Raw genomic sequence first — 15,139 nt, forward strand, 5'->3', positions numbered from 1 at the left:
CGTTTTGCAAACGCGGGATTCCCGATCATCGCGGTTGAAAAAAAACCGCGCCAGGGTATGAATGAAGCTACTGGAGGCCGGCATGAACGACGCCCAACACAGCGGCTCGCGGCAGACCTGGAAAAACTGGCTCATCGCCATCCTTTTTTGCATCGCGGCCGGCGAATTCGTCCTGCTGGCCCGCGCGCCGGCCCCAACGCCAGAGCCTTCAGCGCCCCAGGCCCCGGCGACCGTCCAGGCCCCGGCCCAACCGGCCGCGCCCCAGAACCTCGACGCCGTGCGCGTGGCCGGTCTGGCCATGGACCCCGAGCGCGGCCGCTATCTCCTAACCGCCTTTGACCGGCCCGTGACCGGGGCCCGGGAAGGAGCCTCCCCGGCCGCCGATCCGGCCGCCATCGAGCCGGCTCTCCCCGGCCGCTGGACCTGGGTTTCGCCCTACATGCTGCGCTTCGAGCCCAAGGACGGCTTTGCCCAGGCCACGGTCTACACCATCGCCTTCAAGGGTCAGGATTTCCTCACCCCGCCCCAGACCCTGGCCGGCAAGGATTCCTGGCAGGCCAGCTACGGCAGTTTCGAAGTGGCCAGGCTCACCGCCCATCTCGAACCCGCCCCGGAAGGCGGGGCCATGGTGGTGGTTCGCGGCGAGGCGGCCTTTAACCGCTCCGTCGATCCCAAGGCCCTGGTCAATCATATCAAGCTCATTGATCCCCGCGCCCCGGACAAACCCGTGTCCGTGTCGCTCACCACCACCTACGCCGCCAAGAAGCTCGAATTCGTCTCCGATCCCATCGAAAAGACCCCCCAGCAGCGCGACGTAAAGATCGTCATCACCCCGGGGCTGCGGCCGGAAAAGGGCAGTTTGACCCTTAGCCGCGAGGCCGTGGCCGTCATCCCTGTGGCCCTGGACCCCAATTTGCGTCTGCGCGAGGCCAAGGCCGTGTCCGAGGAAGGCATGGCCGCCGTGCGCCTGCTCATGTCCACCCCTGTGGAAGCGGGCGAGGCCGCGGCCGGCCACATCCGCGTCGAACCGGACCTGGCCACCGAACTGTCCGCCGACGGCGCGGAACTGATTTTGAGCGGCGAATTCGAACCCGGCCGGGAATATGCCGTCACCCTGGAAAAAGGGCTGACCGCCGGTGACGGGGCCGTGCTCGGCGAGACGGCCACCAGAACCGTGCGCATCCCGGATTTGGCCCCGTCGGTCGATTTCCGCGACCAGGGCGTGTTTTTGTCGCGAAACGGCTACAAGAACCTGGCTGTGAAAAGCGTCAACGCCGCCGCCGCCGAGGTGTCCATCGACCGGGTCTATTTCAACAACATGTTCCCGCTTTTCACCATGGACTACTCCGCCTTCGAGGACGACTACGGCGGCGGCGGGGTCAACTCCAACCTGGGCGACCGCATTTTCAGCGACCGGGTGCCGCTGCGCCACAAGAGCAACGCCGCCGAGATCACCCCGGTCAATCTGGAAAAATACATCCAGGGCCATGAGCCGGGGCTGTACCGCATAGCGCTCACCGTCCCGGGCAAGTTCGAGGGCTACCAGCGGTTCGTGTGCCTCACCGACATCGGCATCGTCGCCAAGTCCGGCCCCGGCGACCTGCTGGTCTGGACCGCCTCCACCACCACCCTGGCCCCCCTGGCCGGGGCTTCGGTCAAGGTCTTCTCCCACCAGAACCAGGAGATCGCCGCCGGCGTCACCGACGCCCAGGGACTTTTCCGGGCCAAGGTCAATCCCCGGGCCAACTACGACAAGCGCCCCTACCTCGTCGTCGCCCAAAAAGGGGCCGACGTGAGCTTCCTGCTGTACGACCGCTTCCGGGCCGACGACGCCGGCCTCGACGTCGGCGGCGCGGTCATGCCGGCCACGGGCTACACCGCCTTTGTCTACGGCGAGCGCGACATCTACCGCCCGGGCGAGACCCTGGAAGGGCTGGCCGTGGTGCGCGACGTGCGCCTGGGCGTGCCGCCCTCCATGCCGGTGCTCATCCGCCTGTCCGACCCCCAGGGCCGCAAGATCGGCGAGCAGGCCGCCGTCACCGGGGCCGAGGGCGTGGTCAGCCTCAAGCAGGCCCTGCCCAGCCAATCCCTGACTGGGGCCTACAGCCTGGAAATCGTCACCGGCGAGACGGTCATCGGCCAGTACCGCTTCCAGGTCGAGGAGTTCGTGCCCGACCGCATCAGCGTGTCGCTTAGCGCCGACACGGCCAAGGCCGAACTCGGCCAGCCCGTGGCCTTTGGCGTCACCGGCCGCTACCTCTTCGGCGCGCCCGGGGCCGATCTGCCGGTGGAAGCCCGGGGCCGGCTCGTCAAGGCCGCCTTCGCGCCCAAGGGCTACGAGCAGTACGTGTTCGGCGACCCGGAGCGCAGCTTCGAGGACAGCGAATTCTTCCAAGAATCGGCTACCCTGGACGCCGAGGGCAAGGCCTCGTTCACGGCCGAACTGCCCGGCGACCTGTCGCCGCCGGCGGCGCTGGAAGCCGTCTTCACGGCCCGGGTGCGCGAGGGCGGCGGCCGGGGCGTGGCCGGGCTTGTGCGGATGCCGGTCCATGTCTACCCTGCCTATCCGGGACTCAAGCGCCTGGCCAGCGACGCCCTGCCCCCGGGCAAACCGGCGGCGTTCGAGTGCGTGTCCGTGGCCAGCGACGGCAAGCTTGCCGCCACGGCGACCCTGTCCGCCACCCTGTACCGCGACGAATGGCAGACCGTGCTGCGAAAGGACGGCGGAACCCTCAAGTACGAATCCGTGCGCGACCCCAAGCTTGTGGAATCCAAGGACGTGGCCCTTACCGCCGGCAAGGGCAAGGTGAGCTTCACTCCGCCATCGTTTGGCAGCTACCGCGTGGTCCTCGAAGACCCCGAATCCGGGGCGGCCACCCAGCTCGAATTCTACGCCGGCGGCTTTGGCTACTCGCCCTGGGCCATGGAAAACCCGGCCCGCATTGAACTCAAGACCGACAAGGCCGACTACGCCTCGGGCGAGACGGCCAAGGTGCAGGTGCGCGCGCCCTTTGGCGGCAAGCTCTTGGTGGCCGTGGAAGGCACGGCCATCCACGACGTCCAGATCGTGGACCTGCCCGGCAACACCGGCGAGGTGCTGGTGCCCGTAAAGCCCGAGTATCTGCCCGGGGTCTACATCACGGCCACGCTCGTCAAAAAGACGGCAAGCGTCGTGCCCGGCACGCCGTCCCGGGCCTATGGCGCGACCCCCATCGGCGTGGACAAGGCCTCGGGCAAGCTGCCGGTGGCCATAGCCGCACCGGCCGAGATCCGGCCCGGCACGACCCTGGCTGCCGAGGTCTCGGCCCCGCCGGGCAGCCTTGTCACCGTGGCCGCCGTGGACGAGGGCATCTTGCAGCTCATCGCCCAGAAGACCGCCGATCCCTTCGCCGCCTTCTACGCCAAACGCCAGTTGCAGGTGGAGACCAGCGACACCTTCGCCCTGCTCCTGCCCGAGGTCGCGCCCATAGCCGGCAAGGCCCTGGCCGGCGGCGGCGACGGCCTGGAAGACCTGTCCGGATTCGTGCGCTCCCAGAGTCCGGCGGCCCGGACTGTGGCCTTCTGGTCCGGCCCGGTGCTGGTCGGCCCCACCGGCAAGGCCGAGGTGCGCTTCGACATCCCCGAGTTCCAGGGCCAGGTGCGGCTCATGGCCGTGGGCCTGTCCGGCCGGCGCTTCGCCGGATCCGAGGCCAAAACCATCGTCAAGAGCCCGGTGGTCGTGCTGCCGAGCTTCCCGCGCTTCCTGGGCTTTGGCGATAAGGCCCAAGCTATGCTTACCGTGCGTAACGACACCGGCAAAAACGGCGACTTCTCCGTGGCCCTGTCCGCCACAGGCCCGGTGTCGGTGGTCGGTTCGCCGCGCATCGTGTCCATCCCCAAGGGGAGCACGGCCAACGTGCCTTTCGATCTGAACGCCGCCCAGGCCGAGGGGCTGGCCAACCTGTCCCTGGCCGTTTCCGGCAACGGCGAGACCACGGCCGACACCGTGTCCCTGCCGGTGCGTTCGCCCCTGCCGCCGCGCACCTCGGTGCGCTCGGGAGCCCTTGAAACAGCCAGCCTCACCATCCCGGAGCTGGCCTCGGGCGAGTTTCTGCCCGGCTCGGCCAAGCGCGACGTGGCCGTGGGGCCGTATCCGCTCATCCGCTTCACCGGCAATTTGAAGTCGCTTCTGGGCTACCCTTACGGTTGTCTGGAGCAGACCACCTCCAAGGCCTTCCCGCTGCTCTACTTCGCCGATCTGGCCCGGGCCATGGACCCAGGCAGCTTTGAGAGAGACAATCCGGCCGGCATGGTCTTGTCCGCCATCCGGCGCATCACCGGAATGCAGCTCTATAACGGCGGCTTTTCCATGTGGCCCGGCGGCGACGAGCCCCAAGCCTGGATGAGCCTGTATGCCGCCCACTTCCTGGTGGAGGCGGCGACAGCCGGCTATCCGGTGGACAAGGAAGCCCAGGCCCAGGCCTTGCGCTTTGCCGCCGAGACCGGCCGCGAGGCCAAGCTTGACGCGCCCGACGGCCCCAAGCTGGCCGCCTACGCCCTCTACGTCCAGGCCCGGGCCGGCCGGGCCGACATCGGGGCCATGGACAACCTGCGCGACGCCTCGGGCAAGCCCCTGCCCGCCGAGGCGCGCGGGCTTCTGGGCGCGGCCTACGCCGCCGTGGGCAACGCCCGGGCCGCCGACAGGCTCTTTGCCGGCCCGCCGCCCTCGGGCGAGGCGCGCAAGGAGACCGGCGGAACGCTTGATTCCACCCTGCGCGACAAGGCGCTCTACCTCTCGGCCCTGCTTGACGCCGCCCCGGCCGATCCGCGCCTGGGCAGCCTGGCCGTGGACGTGGGCCGGCTTCTGGAAGGCGAGGCCTATCCGTCCACCCAGGAAAACGCCTTCGCGCTCATGGCCCTGGGCAAGTTCTACGCCCGCCAGCAGGCCAAAAAGCCCTTTGCCGGCAAGCTCTACGCCGGTTCCGGGCTGCTCTCCGACGTCACCAGCACCAAGGTCCTGAGCCTTCGGGGCTTAAGCCAGCCCGGCGATCTGCGCCTGGACCTCGACCCGGGCTACCAGCCCGGCAGCTGCTACTATGCCGTGCGCACCCGGGGCATCCCCTCGGCCGCCGCCTACAGTCCGCAAGCCGCCGGCCTGGAAATCGCGCGCAGCTACCTGACCCGCGACGGCAAGCCCATCGAGGGCAACACCGTGCCCCAAGGGGCGCTGGTGGTGGTCAAGTTCGCCGCCCGGGCCACCGCCGGCCCTGTGGCCAACGTGGTGCTCGAAAATCTGCTGCCGGCCGGTCTGGAAGTGGAAAACCCGCGACTGGCCACCACCGAGCGCCTGCCCTGGATGGAAACGCCGGGCGAGGGCGAAACCACCCACCTCGACCTGCGCGACGACCGCATCCTGCTCTTCGCCGATCTGCAAAAAGACAAGTGGCAGACCCACTACGCCCTGCTTCGGGCCGTGACCCCGGGCGTTTTCAGCCTGCCGCCGGCCCAGGCCGAGGCCATGTACGCCCCGGAACTGCGGGCCAGCGGCGAGACGTCAACCTTTACCGTCGTACCGGCCGGGAGATAGCGCCGGCTTTGTATGGAAAAATTCAAACGACTGGTTGCTTCGTGCGTGCGCAGCAACGTTTCCGATTTACACCTGCGGGCGGACAAGCCGGCGGCCGCCCGCAAAAACGGCCAACTGCACTTTCAGCGCGACATCGTCTTTAGCGCCGCGGAACTCGACGAGCTGCTGACCAGCCTGACCACCGACCGCCAACGCCGCATCCTGGCCGAACGCTGGTCCGTGGACTTCTCGGCCCGGCTGACCGAGTCGCAGATGCGCTTAAACGCCTTCCACACCGCCGATGGCCTGGGGCTGGCCGTGCGGTTTCTGCCGGCCTCGGCCCCGAGTTTTGAGGATTTAAACCTCCATCCGTCCCTGCGCGCCCTGTGCGCCCGGCCTTTTGGGCTAATCCTCATCTGCGGCCCCACGGGCAACGGCAAGTCCACCACCATCGCGGCCATGCTGCGCGAGATCAACGAGACCCGCCCGGCCCATGTGGTGACCTTGGAAGACCCCATCGAATACCGCTTCGTCTCTGACCGCTCGCTCATTGACCAGCGCGAGCTTGGGGCGCACTTCCAAAGCTTCGAGCAGGGCCTCCAGGACGTGCTGCGCGAGGATGCCGACGTCATTGTGGTCGGCGAGCTGCGCGAACCCGAGACCATGCGCCTGACCGTAAACGCCGCCGAATCCGGCCATCTGGTCATCGCCACCCTCCACGCCGCCACGGCCGAGGAAGCGCTTTTGCGCCTGTGCAACGCCTTTGCCCCGGACACCCAGGACTTTGTCCGCTCCCAGTTGGCCTCCTGCCTGTGCGCGGTGGTGGTGCAGCATCTGGAATTTTTGCCCAAGGCCGGCTTTCGCGCCCCGGTGCTGTCCATGGCCGTCAGCGCTCCGGCCCTGCGCAACATCATCCGGGAAAACCGCTTCAACCAGATCGAAAACCTGCAGCAGGCCGGCCGGGCCGACGGCATGTTCACCTTCGAGCGCTACCGCCAGGAATTTCTGGAAGCCAAGGCCAGCCTGACCCCGCCGGCCCTGGCCTTTCGGGCCTCGGGCCAGGCCGCGCCGCCCATCCGTCCGGCTCCGGAGCCACTCGGGCTGAGTCTGACCCCGCCACCCCAGGCCGCCCCCGGCGACCCCGGGCCGCGCCAGCCGCCAAAGGCCGTCCACGAACTCGAAGGCGAAGCCCCTGAACTCTACCGCATCGACGACGCTGTTTCCCTGGAGGAACTGGTGGCCCAGATGCACGGCAAGAAGCCCTGAGGCCGGGACCGGCAGGCAAGCTTCGCCGCCCAGGCCCGTTGAGGGCCAAGACCATCGTCCGGGTATTGCGGCGGGAGAAGCGGACCGTGGCCGACAGCACGACAGCGATGAGCGCGACCGCCGGGGAGCTTTGCCCGACAATCACGACGCCGTGAGCGACTTGCGGGGAAGAGCCGCGCGGCCCGGGCTTCATGACTGGCTGCAGCCGACGCCGGCCGCCACCAGCGCCACGGCCCGGGACACGGTCGCGCCGGCATAGAGCATGGCCACGTGGGAGACCGGCTCGGTGCGCTCCAGCTCCCAGCCCGGCCGGTCGGGAACAAGCCCGCGGTCGGGCACGACCAGATTGTCCACGGGCGAGGCCAGGGCGACCAGCCGCGCCCCGGGCGGAGCGGGCAAGGCGTTCAAGCAGCCAAACAGTTTACTCTCCGGGGTCAGCGACCGGCCAAGTTTCCCCACGGCCAGCCGGGCCAAGACGCTGCCCTGGTGCGGCGTGCCGAGCGTCACGAGGCAACGGGTACGGCCGCAAAAATCAGGTTCGGCAGCCAGCCGTCGGGCCATGAGGCCGCCCAGGCTGTGGCCGAGGAAACAGACCGGAGCGCGGGGCGGCACGAGTTCCCGCAGACGCACGGCCAGCCGGGCCGCCTCGGTCTCGAAGTCGTCCCGAAAGCTCGGATACCCCAGAATCAGCACGCGGTTGAGCCCGGACCGGCCAAGAGCCCACCGGATGCGCCAGAAGGCCGAGGGGTTGTGGTAAAGGCCATGCAAGCACACGACCACCGGGGCCGTGTCATCGACCTGGCTGTTCCCGGGGGGGCCGGGTTGGCGGCGGGACTGGAGCAGTGGCCCCAGGGGATAGGCGGCCACCATGATCGCCTGAGCGGCCAGAGCCGAGGTCAGCCCTCGTAACACGCAGGCGGTCCGACGTCCGGGGCAGCCCCGGGACAGCAGCACGGCCCGTCCGGCCAGGGCAAACCAGCCAAACGCGGCGTAGCTCACCCCGGCCACCACCGCGCCCACGGCCAAGGGCAAGGCGATCAGCCAGCCAAGGATGGTCATGGGGCGTGGCCTCCCTGGCCGGCGGCCTTTTTGAGGGCTGTCATTTCCCTGAAATATAAAATGAAAATCAAAACGTCAAACGCCTGATAAAAAACCTGTTGACGGCCAGGGCGGAGATGCGTAGATACCGTTTCTCGCCGGGCGGGCGGGTAGCTCAGTCGGGAGAGCATCGGCCTTACAAGCCGAGGGTCACAGGTTCGAGCCCTGTTCCGCCTACCACGAGTTTGTCAATGATCTGGGGCCGTAGTTAAGCTGGTTATAACGCCGGCCTGTCACGTCGGAGGGCGCGGGTTCGAGTCCCGTCGGCCCCGCCAGATCACACCAGACGCCACGCGTCTGTCGGGACCTCAAAGCGCAGTCCCTTTGAGGTTTCTTATTTGAGGCTCCATTGCCTCGCGGACTGCACCCCTGATCTGGGGCCGTAGTTAAGCTGGTTATAACGCCGGCCTGTCACGTCGGAGGGCGCGGGTTCGAGTCCCGTCGGCCCCGCCAGATCACAAAGGCGCTTGCGCCTGACAAGGCCCTGAAGGCGACACCTTCGGGGCCTTTTGTTTTGCTCGGCCTCGGCCCGGGGCAAACGACCGCTTGCCCGCTGTCGCGGCCCTGAGGAAAGACGACCTTGGTTCCCGGAACATTCGTGGTGTTCCTCCGTTTCCGGCAGCATGACGGACGCGCTGACCAAGGCCCTGACGACTCCCGCCCGCCCGGGTCCGGCCCAAGGAGACCGCCATGCCGCCCAAACGCCTCGCCGATTCCGTGCCTGTCTACTCCACCGACACCGGCCGCCTGTGCCCGGGCTGCGGCCGTGCCCCGACCGCCTGCGTCTGTGCCGCCGCCAAGGCTCCGGCCGGGGACGGTGTTGTGCGCATTAGCCGCCAGACCAAGGGCCGCAAGGGCAAGGGCGTGTGTCTGGTCACCGGAGTGCCCCTGGCCGGCAAGGGACTCGAGGCCCTGGCCCGGGAACTCAAGCAGCGCCTGGGCTGCGGCGGCGCGGTCAAGGACGGCGTCATCGAGATCCAGGGCGACAACCGGGACCTGTTGGCCGCCGAACTCAAAAAACGCGGCTACGTCGTCAAGCTGGCCGGCGGCTGATTTTCTCACTTCACGCCGCCCACCGTTTCCTTTCGCGTCGCCGTCCATCCCCTGCCCGGCGCGTCATCAACGGCGCAAGCCCTTGTTCACCCGCCCGCGCCTGGACAACGCCCTTGGCCTCGAGCGTTTCGAGCATGGACTGATGCTCGCTCGCCCTCGCCGCCCTACGCCTGCGCCTGGGCAACGCCTTCGCGCCTCCCCCTCCCCTCACGCAGCATCCGGCCAAGTCCCCAGCCGCTCCGTCGCCCTTGACCAGCCAGACGCGCCATGCCACAAGCAGGCTGCGACAACGGCAAAAACCGACGTTATGTTGCAGCAACGCGCCATTGTTCGCGCCATTTCATGGAAAAGTCGTAGGAAATCCTTTGCAACGCCAGCCAGGAGACCGCCATGTCCCGCACCCGCCGCGTCCTGATCGCCGTACTCTTCGTGTCCCTGCTGTTTTCAAGCCTCGCCCTGGCCGCCGAAAAACCGGCTGACGAGAAAAAACAGACCAAGGCCGGCCTCTATGTCACGGCCAAGGAAGCCTTCGAGCAGTGGAGCGCCAATAAGGACGGCATAAAAATCCTCGATTGCCGCACCCCTGAAGAATATGTCTTCGTCGGCCACGCACCCATGGCCCACAACATCCCCAGCCGCTTTCTGACCTACGACTTCAACGCCGAGAAAAAAGAATACGCCATGAAGCAAAACGACGGCTTCGTGACGGCTGTCCAGGCCAAGTTCAAGCCCGACGACGTCATCATGATCATGTGCCGCTCGGGGCAGCGCAGCGCCGAGAGCGTCAACCGGCTGACCGACGCCGGATTTGCCAAGGTCTACACCATTGTCGACGGCTTCGAGGGCGACATGGACAAGGACCAGCAAAGCCCGACCTTCGGCAAAAGGGCCTTAAACGGCTGGCAAAACGCCAAACTGCCCGTAACCTTCGCCCTGGACCCGGCCCTGGTCTATCTGCCCAAGCCGTAGCCGGCGGCCCCGGCGGCGACTGGCGCGAGTCCCTCCTGCAAACGCCATCAGCCAAGCCGCTGCCCGCCGGCCCCAGCGGCCGGCCTCCCGGCCTGCCGCGCTTCCCATCACGCGGCGCGCCGCAGGGTCCATCCGTTTCCCGCAAAAGGCAACGCGCCCGGACTTGCATGGTCCGGGCGCGTTTTGCGTGGTCGGCGGCGCGACGCCAGCCGGTCTTTTCATCGGAAGCCCGCGTCGTCTGTCTCGCTTGCGGCCGCCCTCGGGCTTGCATCCCCGAGGATGACCGAAAGCCGGCTCGTTCGAGTTTCTTAAAAAGACGTCAATATTTCCACAACCGAATGGTCTTAGCCTGCTGCCTGCAAACAGTCCGAGATGCCCTTCGTGACACCGCGCCTAAAACTTGATGGCGAACGAAGCATAAACCGTGTCGCCGATGGGGCTGTTGGACGCGCCCAGGCCATGGAGCCACTTGGTCACGAGCATGAGTTCCTTGCCGGCCACGGGCACGGTGTAGGTGATGGCCGGGCCGATGCCCGTGCCCGAGGAGAGAAAGGAGCCCATCTTGGCCCCGGAGCCGGAATCCGGCGTGGTCTGGGCAAAGAGGTAGCCCACCGCGCCCAGGGCCAGGCGCTCGTTGAAATGGTAGGCCAGGGTCCAATCGGCGTGGATCTGGTTGCCGGTCAGGTAGCTGGTGGTCTGGTTTTCGGTGTTGATCATGTAGCCGGCGTTGACCGAAAATTCGATCTTGCTCTTGGAAAGCCAGGTGAAGGCCACGTTGCCGTCGAAGCTGGCGTAGTTCATGCCGAGGTTGGTGAGTTTTTTGGGATTATAGTAGCCGGTGGGCAAAAAGATGATGGGCGACACGACCAGATGGCATTCGCCGAAGTTCCAGCCGGCGATAAGCGGCATGAGAAAGATGTCGGACAGCCCGCCCCGGTCGCCGCCGCCGCCGTAGGCCAGGTGATGGGGCGTTTCCAGGCCCGTTGTGCGCGACTTGTGGTTCCAGTCGGCGGCCAGATCGCCGGTGATGTGCTCGTTTAAGATGATCGGCACGCCCACGCCCACGCCGAGGAAGCCCCCCATGGCCGGCACGTCGAACAGGTAGGAAAGCTTGGTGAGGTTCATCGCCATGGTGGAATCGACCCCGGCATAGGCCCGGCCGCCTTTGAGGGACTTATCCATGTGGGCGGACTGGTAGAAGGTGTCGTTTCGCACGTAAAACCCGCCGGCCGGGATGTAGCCCATGAGGAAATCGCCGTAGGCGCCGAGGATGTAGTGGCTCACCCCGCCTTCGGCGGCCCGGGCCGGGGCCGGCGCGGCGGCGCAAACGGCCCAGACGGCCAGGGCGAGAAGGAGTCGTGCGACGTGAAGACGTCCGGCGGCGTTTGGAAAAGTCGGCATGGCGGCATCCTTTGGCGCGGGGTTGCATGTTGTGAAAGCGTGTCGCTAGAAAAGCTTGGGCAAAATCGGCGTCAGCGTGAACTTGAACGTCCACTCCGTGCCCGTGTGACGGGGCCGGACCACCGAATAATCGGCCTCGGCCGAAAGCTTGACCGGCAGCTCGCCCAGGGTGACGAGCTTGGCCACACCCAGGCCCACGGGCAGGGTCAGGGCGTTTTCCGCCTTCTTCTGGGTCCAGTCGATGAGGATGTTGGGCGACATCCCCACCTGCCAGGTCTTGGCCGGGGAATACCACAGGAAATACTGCGCCTTGGTCAGACTCACTTCCTTGCGGTCGGGATCGCCGCCCACGGACCACCACTGTTGCGGGAAGATGCCCGCCACCCAGGTCGCATCCATATAGACGAGGGCCGCCGCGCCGCCAAGCTGCCATTTGCCGTTGCCCAGATGCTTGTCCGTGGCTGTGGGAAACACCGCCGTGGGTCCGAGGCCGAACAGCAAGCCGGAGCTGGATGAGGCCGGGGCGACCATGGCCATGAATTCGGCGTCGCCAAGGCCGAAACGCTCGTCGGTCTTGTGCAGGCCGGCGGCGTAGGGCGTGTTGTAGACCGGGATCAGCGGCCGGGTGATGAGGCGCAGGTCGGCCGGCAGGTCGAAGGTCAGGACAGGCTGGAAATTATAGTTGAACTGGCTCTTTGCCTGTTTGAACGCGCCGCCCTTGGGCGACTGGAGCAGGTTGAGGTTGAACTGGTTGGTGATCATCCACAGGCTGCCCACGGGGTTGCTCGATTCCTGGGTGAGCTTTTGCATGTCGTCGTCGCTACGCGGCGGCGACGACGACTGGGCCGCGACAGTGCCGGCAACGGCCAGGGCAAGCAACAAGACAAGAGCCGAAGAGGGAAACAGACGGTGAGACATGGAGGCACGTCCTTGGGGTTGGGGCGCACAGCCGGGGCAGGCGTTTGAACAACAAAACAGCAATCGGCATTGACAGGCCCGGGCAGCCTCGTGGCGAGGGCTGTCCGGGCCTGGTTCGTCCGGGCATCAGCCGGACACTATTTAAAAGGAGCAGCCTGGCCGGTCGTGTCCGGATAATCCACCGGAATAAAGACCGGGATGGCGCTTATGCCCTTGGCCCCGGCCAGAGCCTTGGCCACGTCCACGTAACGCCAGTTCTTGTTGTCCATGCTGCGGTAATAGTAGCGAAGCCGGGCCGTGTCGGCGACGACAGACCAGATGGTCTTGTCGAAGCGTTCTTGCCCGCCCTCGAAGCCGCGCACCGCGCCGATGGGGATGTCCACGTTGTCGAGAATGGTGATGGCCTGGTTCAGGCCGGCGTCCGCGCCCTTGGCCGGCAGGGCCGCCTGGGACAGGGCCACCATGCGCACGAAGCGGCTGGGCGGGCTGTAGTCCCCGGGCAGGCCGTAGAGGCCCGAACCCTGGCCGAAAGTCTTGAGCGTCAGGCCCTTGAGCTTCAGCTCGGGCGTGTTGAAGGTCGAGAGGTTGATGTAGTTGTCGAGGTTGGTGAGCATCCAGTCGAATGTCGGGGAGTTGGTCATGACGCCGAGCGGATTGTCATAGAGGGTGACGGTTCCCTTGGCGTATTCGATGACCACGCAGTCGCCCGAGGGGTCGTGGACGACGTAGTGCAGGGGCAGCGGTCCGGCGTCGCCCACCGGCCCCTGGCAGACCCGGGCCTGCCGGTAGCCCTTACGGACCTCGGCCACGCTGCCGAAACTGGACAACAGCCAGGCGCCGAATTCGTACTGGGCCAGGGTCTTGCCGGCCTTGGTGCGGTCGAAGGGTTCATAGGTCACGTAGCCGGGCAAAAAAAGCGCGCCGACCACTAAGCCCTTCTCGTTCATGCCGTCCGAGGGAAGCGGCATCCCGAAATCGAACATGCCGACAAAGGCGTGCTTGACCTTCCAGGCAAGGCCCTTGGAAGACCCGTCGGGCAGAGTGCCCTGATAGGCCGTGCCCCGGGGCACGATGCCCAGCACCGTTTGCAGCGTCCACTCCCCTTCCATGGTGCGGGCGTAAAAGACCAGTCCGTCGCTGGTCTTGGTGCGCACGCTGGTGCAGGCCTGGCCCGGCGCGGCGGTCAGGATGGTCAGGAACAACACAAAGAGCAGCGCCGTCATACGTCGCGGCATGGGCATCCTCCCCGGAAACAGGTTACGCGAAAGCCGCGCCGACAAGGCGCGACAAGGCGCGGTCGCGCCATGCGTAGCGCCGGAACGCGGTTTTCGCACAAACGAAAAGGGAAAAACCGGCTCTTTGCAACACGCCAGGATCAGACGAACACGCTGCCGGGGTCGATTCGTGAAACGTGTCCTGTCACGAAAGCATTGCCGCGAAAACGTGACTGCACCGAACCGGCGCTGATTCCTTTCCTGGCCGACAACATAAAAGCCAAGACAACTATTCCGATTTCAGGAATCAAGGCAAGACAAATTCCCAACCCCGGCCATACAGAAGGGCAACCTATGCAATGGACCGCGTGTTGGTGTTTGTGCAGACAGGCCGCAGGCTACGTCAATTAGCCGGACGTCGAGTACCCGGGCGTCCGAGGGGCCGGCCAATGCCGATCTCCAGAAGATCCTCGCCGACGATGAGCCGGCCCGGGAAGTCGCGCTTGATGGCCTGGAAACGCCAGGGCGGCGTGTTGCCCGGGGCGATGTGGCTGAGCACCAGCGTTTTGACCTCGCAGGCTGCGGCCACCCGGCCCAGATCGGCCGAACTGGTGTGGGCGGTCATGACGTGGTCATACAGCGGCCAGGCCGGATGGTTTCGATCCACGCCGGCAAAGGCGGACTCGATCCAGGCCTGATCGATGACCTCGTGGACCAGCACGTCGGCCCCCCGGGCCAGGCGCTGGAGGTTGCCGCGCGTGTCCGGCCCGGTGTCGCCGGAGATGACGACGCCGCCGTCGTCGGTGTCGAAGCGGTAGGCAAAGCTCGGGTAGACCTGGAAATGGTCCACCAGCACGGCCGTAACCCGCAGCCGGTCGTCCTCGTACACGGCAAAGGGCTCCATGGCCGGACAGGTGTCGGCGGCGGTCCAGGGCCGGCCGGGATCGGGCGGAACAAAGCCGGCCGGCCAGGAGATGGTTCCGGGGTCGCCAATCTCCCGGACGTCGAGAATGCGGGTCAGGTCGGGGTAGCCCTCGTCGCGGGCGCAGTCGTTGAAGTTCTGGGCAAAGGCCTCAAGCAACAGCTCGGTCATGCGTTTCGTGCCGGGCGTGGGCGTGGCCGGGCAGCCGCCCCCGGCCTCGGCCGTCATGATGCCGCCGGCGTAGCCGGAATGGTTTTCCTCCAGCCGCCCCCGTTCGCCCGGGCCGATGACGACAAGCTCCTTGCCGCCGCCGTAGCCCGAGCGCGCCCCGACTTCGAGAAACGTCGCATAGTCGCCCAGGTGGTCCATGTGCAGGTGGGTCAGGAACACGGCTCGCACATTGGCCAGGAAGGTGGTCAGATCGCCCTGGATGCGCTCCCGGCCGCGCCGGACGTACCTGCCCCGGTTGAAGGCCTGGGCCAGGCGACGGGTCGCGCCGAAGCCGAGATCGATAACGTAAAGCGCGTCGCCCACGGCCAAGGCCTGGGAGGCGCTGGCCCGGTCGCAGTCCGGCCACCAGGTCATGCCGCCGGTGGTGCCAAGCAGCGTCAGCACGGTGTTGTGGTTGGCCGCCCGGGGCAAATGGCCGCCCGGATGATTGGCGGACGCCCGTGCCTGCCTGGGGCGGCGCGGCAAGCCGGAACCGGCGTTGCGAATCGGACCCATACCCCCTCCTTGCGGCGCGCCCCGGGC

10 protein-coding genes and 3 tRNA genes are annotated in these 15,139 nt (G+C 66.8%); 8 read left to right on the forward strand and 5 right to left on the reverse strand.

All coding sequences use genetic code 11. From position 1 onward, the window contains the following. Window positions 1-82 precede the first annotated feature (82 nt). On the forward strand, window positions 83-5,566 hold the full coding sequence (locus DMR_RS14150; protein WP_043600725.1) for an alpha-2-macroglobulin family protein: 5,484 nt from the start codon (window positions 83-85) through the stop codon (window positions 5,564-5,566). A gap of 12 nt (window positions 5,567-5,578) precedes the next feature. Beyond that, window positions 5,579-6,811 (forward strand): type IV pilus twitching motility protein PilT, encoded by a 1,233-nt coding sequence (locus DMR_RS14155; RefSeq protein ID WP_015861604.1) that lies wholly within the window; start codon window positions 5,579-5,581, stop codon window positions 6,809-6,811. Between the two features lie 189 nt (window positions 6,812-7,000). Here the strand turns inward: DMR_RS14155 and DMR_RS14160 are convergent, their stop codons facing one another. Further along, entirely contained in the window at window positions 7,001-7,870 is an 870-nt protein-coding gene (locus DMR_RS14160; protein ID WP_015861605.1) for an esterase/lipase family protein, read from the reverse strand. A 143-nt stretch (window positions 7,871-8,013) separates the two neighbouring features. On the opposite strand from DMR_RS14160, the gene DMR_RS14165 reads away from it, so the two are divergent. The 5 genes from DMR_RS14165 to DMR_RS14185 all read left to right on the forward strand — a co-directional run bounded on the left by DMR_RS14165 (window position 8,014) and on the right by DMR_RS14185 (window position 9,931). Then, window positions 8,014-8,089: transfer RNA gene (locus DMR_RS14165), tRNA-Val, on the forward strand. An 18-nt stretch (window positions 8,090-8,107) separates the two neighbouring features. Next, a tRNA-Asp gene (locus tag DMR_RS14170) sits at window positions 8,108-8,184 on the forward strand. Between the two features lie 101 nt (window positions 8,185-8,285). Beyond that, window positions 8,286-8,362: transfer RNA gene (locus DMR_RS14175), tRNA-Asp, on the forward strand. A gap of 237 nt (window positions 8,363-8,599) precedes the next feature. Then, window positions 8,600-8,962: a translation initiation factor Sui1 gene (locus tag DMR_RS14180; protein ID WP_015861606.1), complete on the forward strand. Its 363-nt coding sequence runs from the start codon at window positions 8,600-8,602 to the stop codon at window positions 8,960-8,962. 390 nt (window positions 8,963-9,352) lie between these two features. Beyond that, window positions 9,353-9,931, forward strand: coding sequence for a rhodanese-like domain-containing protein (locus DMR_RS14185; protein WP_015861607.1), 579 nt, complete (start codon window positions 9,353-9,355; stop codon window positions 9,929-9,931). 393 nt (window positions 9,932-10,324) lie between these two features. Here the strand turns inward: DMR_RS14185 and DMR_RS14190 are convergent, their stop codons facing one another. From DMR_RS14190 to DMR_RS14200, 3 genes are all read right to left on the reverse strand, one after another. Continuing rightward, window positions 10,325-11,332: a SphA family protein gene (locus DMR_RS14190; protein WP_015861608.1), complete on the reverse strand. Its 1,008-nt coding sequence runs from the start codon at window positions 11,330-11,332 to the stop codon at window positions 10,325-10,327. Window positions 11,333-11,377: 45 nt separating this feature from the next. Next, window positions 11,378-12,250, reverse strand: a complete 873-nt coding sequence (locus DMR_RS14195) for a hypothetical protein (protein WP_015861609.1) — start codon at window positions 12,248-12,250, stop codon at window positions 11,378-11,380. A 137-nt stretch (window positions 12,251-12,387) separates the two neighbouring features. Continuing rightward, the gene (locus DMR_RS14200) at window positions 12,388-13,485 is read right to left on the reverse strand and encodes a linear amide C-N hydrolase (protein WP_015861610.1); all 1,098 of its coding nucleotides are present in this window, start codon (window positions 13,483-13,485) and stop codon (window positions 12,388-12,390) included. 69 nt (window positions 13,486-13,554) lie between these two features. Between DMR_RS14200 and DMR_RS24510 the strand changes: the two genes are divergently transcribed. Next, window positions 13,555-13,875 (forward strand): hypothetical protein, encoded by a 321-nt coding sequence (locus DMR_RS24510; RefSeq protein ID WP_148208441.1) that lies wholly within the window; start codon window positions 13,555-13,557, stop codon window positions 13,873-13,875. On the opposite strand, the gene DMR_RS14205 is transcribed toward DMR_RS24510, so the two are convergent. After that, window positions 13,868-15,112: an MBL fold metallo-hydrolase gene (locus DMR_RS14205; RefSeq protein ID WP_015861611.1), complete on the reverse strand. Its 1,245-nt coding sequence runs from the start codon at window positions 15,110-15,112 to the stop codon at window positions 13,868-13,870. The two genes, DMR_RS24510 and DMR_RS14205, sit on opposite strands and share 8 nt — an antisense overlap. Window positions 15,113-15,139: the final 27 nt, after the last annotated feature.

The organism is Solidesulfovibrio magneticus RS-1 (genome assembly GCF_000010665.1).
GTDB classification, from domain to species: Bacteria; Desulfobacterota; Desulfovibrionia; order Desulfovibrionales; family Desulfovibrionaceae; genus Solidesulfovibrio; species Solidesulfovibrio magneticus.

Bases quoted from the DNA above. Each gene is read 5' to 3' on its own strand.
- DMR_RS14180 (WP_015861606.1), top strand. From the start codon at position 8,600: ATGCCGCCCAAACGCCTCGCCGATTCCGTGCCTGTCTACTCCACCGAC.
- DMR_RS14200 (WP_015861610.1), bottom strand. From the start codon at position 13,485: ATGCCGCGACGTATGACGGCGCTGCTCTTTGTGTTGTTCCTGACCATC.
- DMR_RS14160 (WP_015861605.1), bottom strand. From the start codon at position 7,870: ATGACCATCCTTGGCTGGCTGATCGCCTTGCCCTTGGCCGTGGGCGCG.
- DMR_RS14185 (WP_015861607.1), top strand. From the start codon at position 9,353: ATGTCCCGCACCCGCCGCGTCCTGATCGCCGTACTCTTCGTGTCCCTG.
- DMR_RS24510 (WP_148208441.1), top strand. From the start codon at position 13,555: ATGCGTAGCGCCGGAACGCGGTTTTCGCACAAACGAAAAGGGAAAAAC.
- DMR_RS14150 (WP_043600725.1), top strand. From the start codon at position 83: ATGAACGACGCCCAACACAGCGGCTCGCGGCAGACCTGGAAAAACTGG.
- DMR_RS14155 (WP_015861604.1), top strand. From the start codon at position 5,579: ATGGAAAAATTCAAACGACTGGTTGCTTCGTGCGTGCGCAGCAACGTT.
- DMR_RS14190 (WP_015861608.1), bottom strand. From the start codon at position 11,332: ATGCCGACTTTTCCAAACGCCGCCGGACGTCTTCACGTCGCACGACTC.
- DMR_RS14195 (WP_015861609.1), bottom strand. From the start codon at position 12,250: ATGTCTCACCGTCTGTTTCCCTCTTCGGCTCTTGTCTTGTTGCTTGCC.
- DMR_RS14205 (WP_015861611.1), bottom strand. From the start codon at position 15,112: ATGGGTCCGATTCGCAACGCCGGTTCCGGCTTGCCGCGCCGCCCCAGG.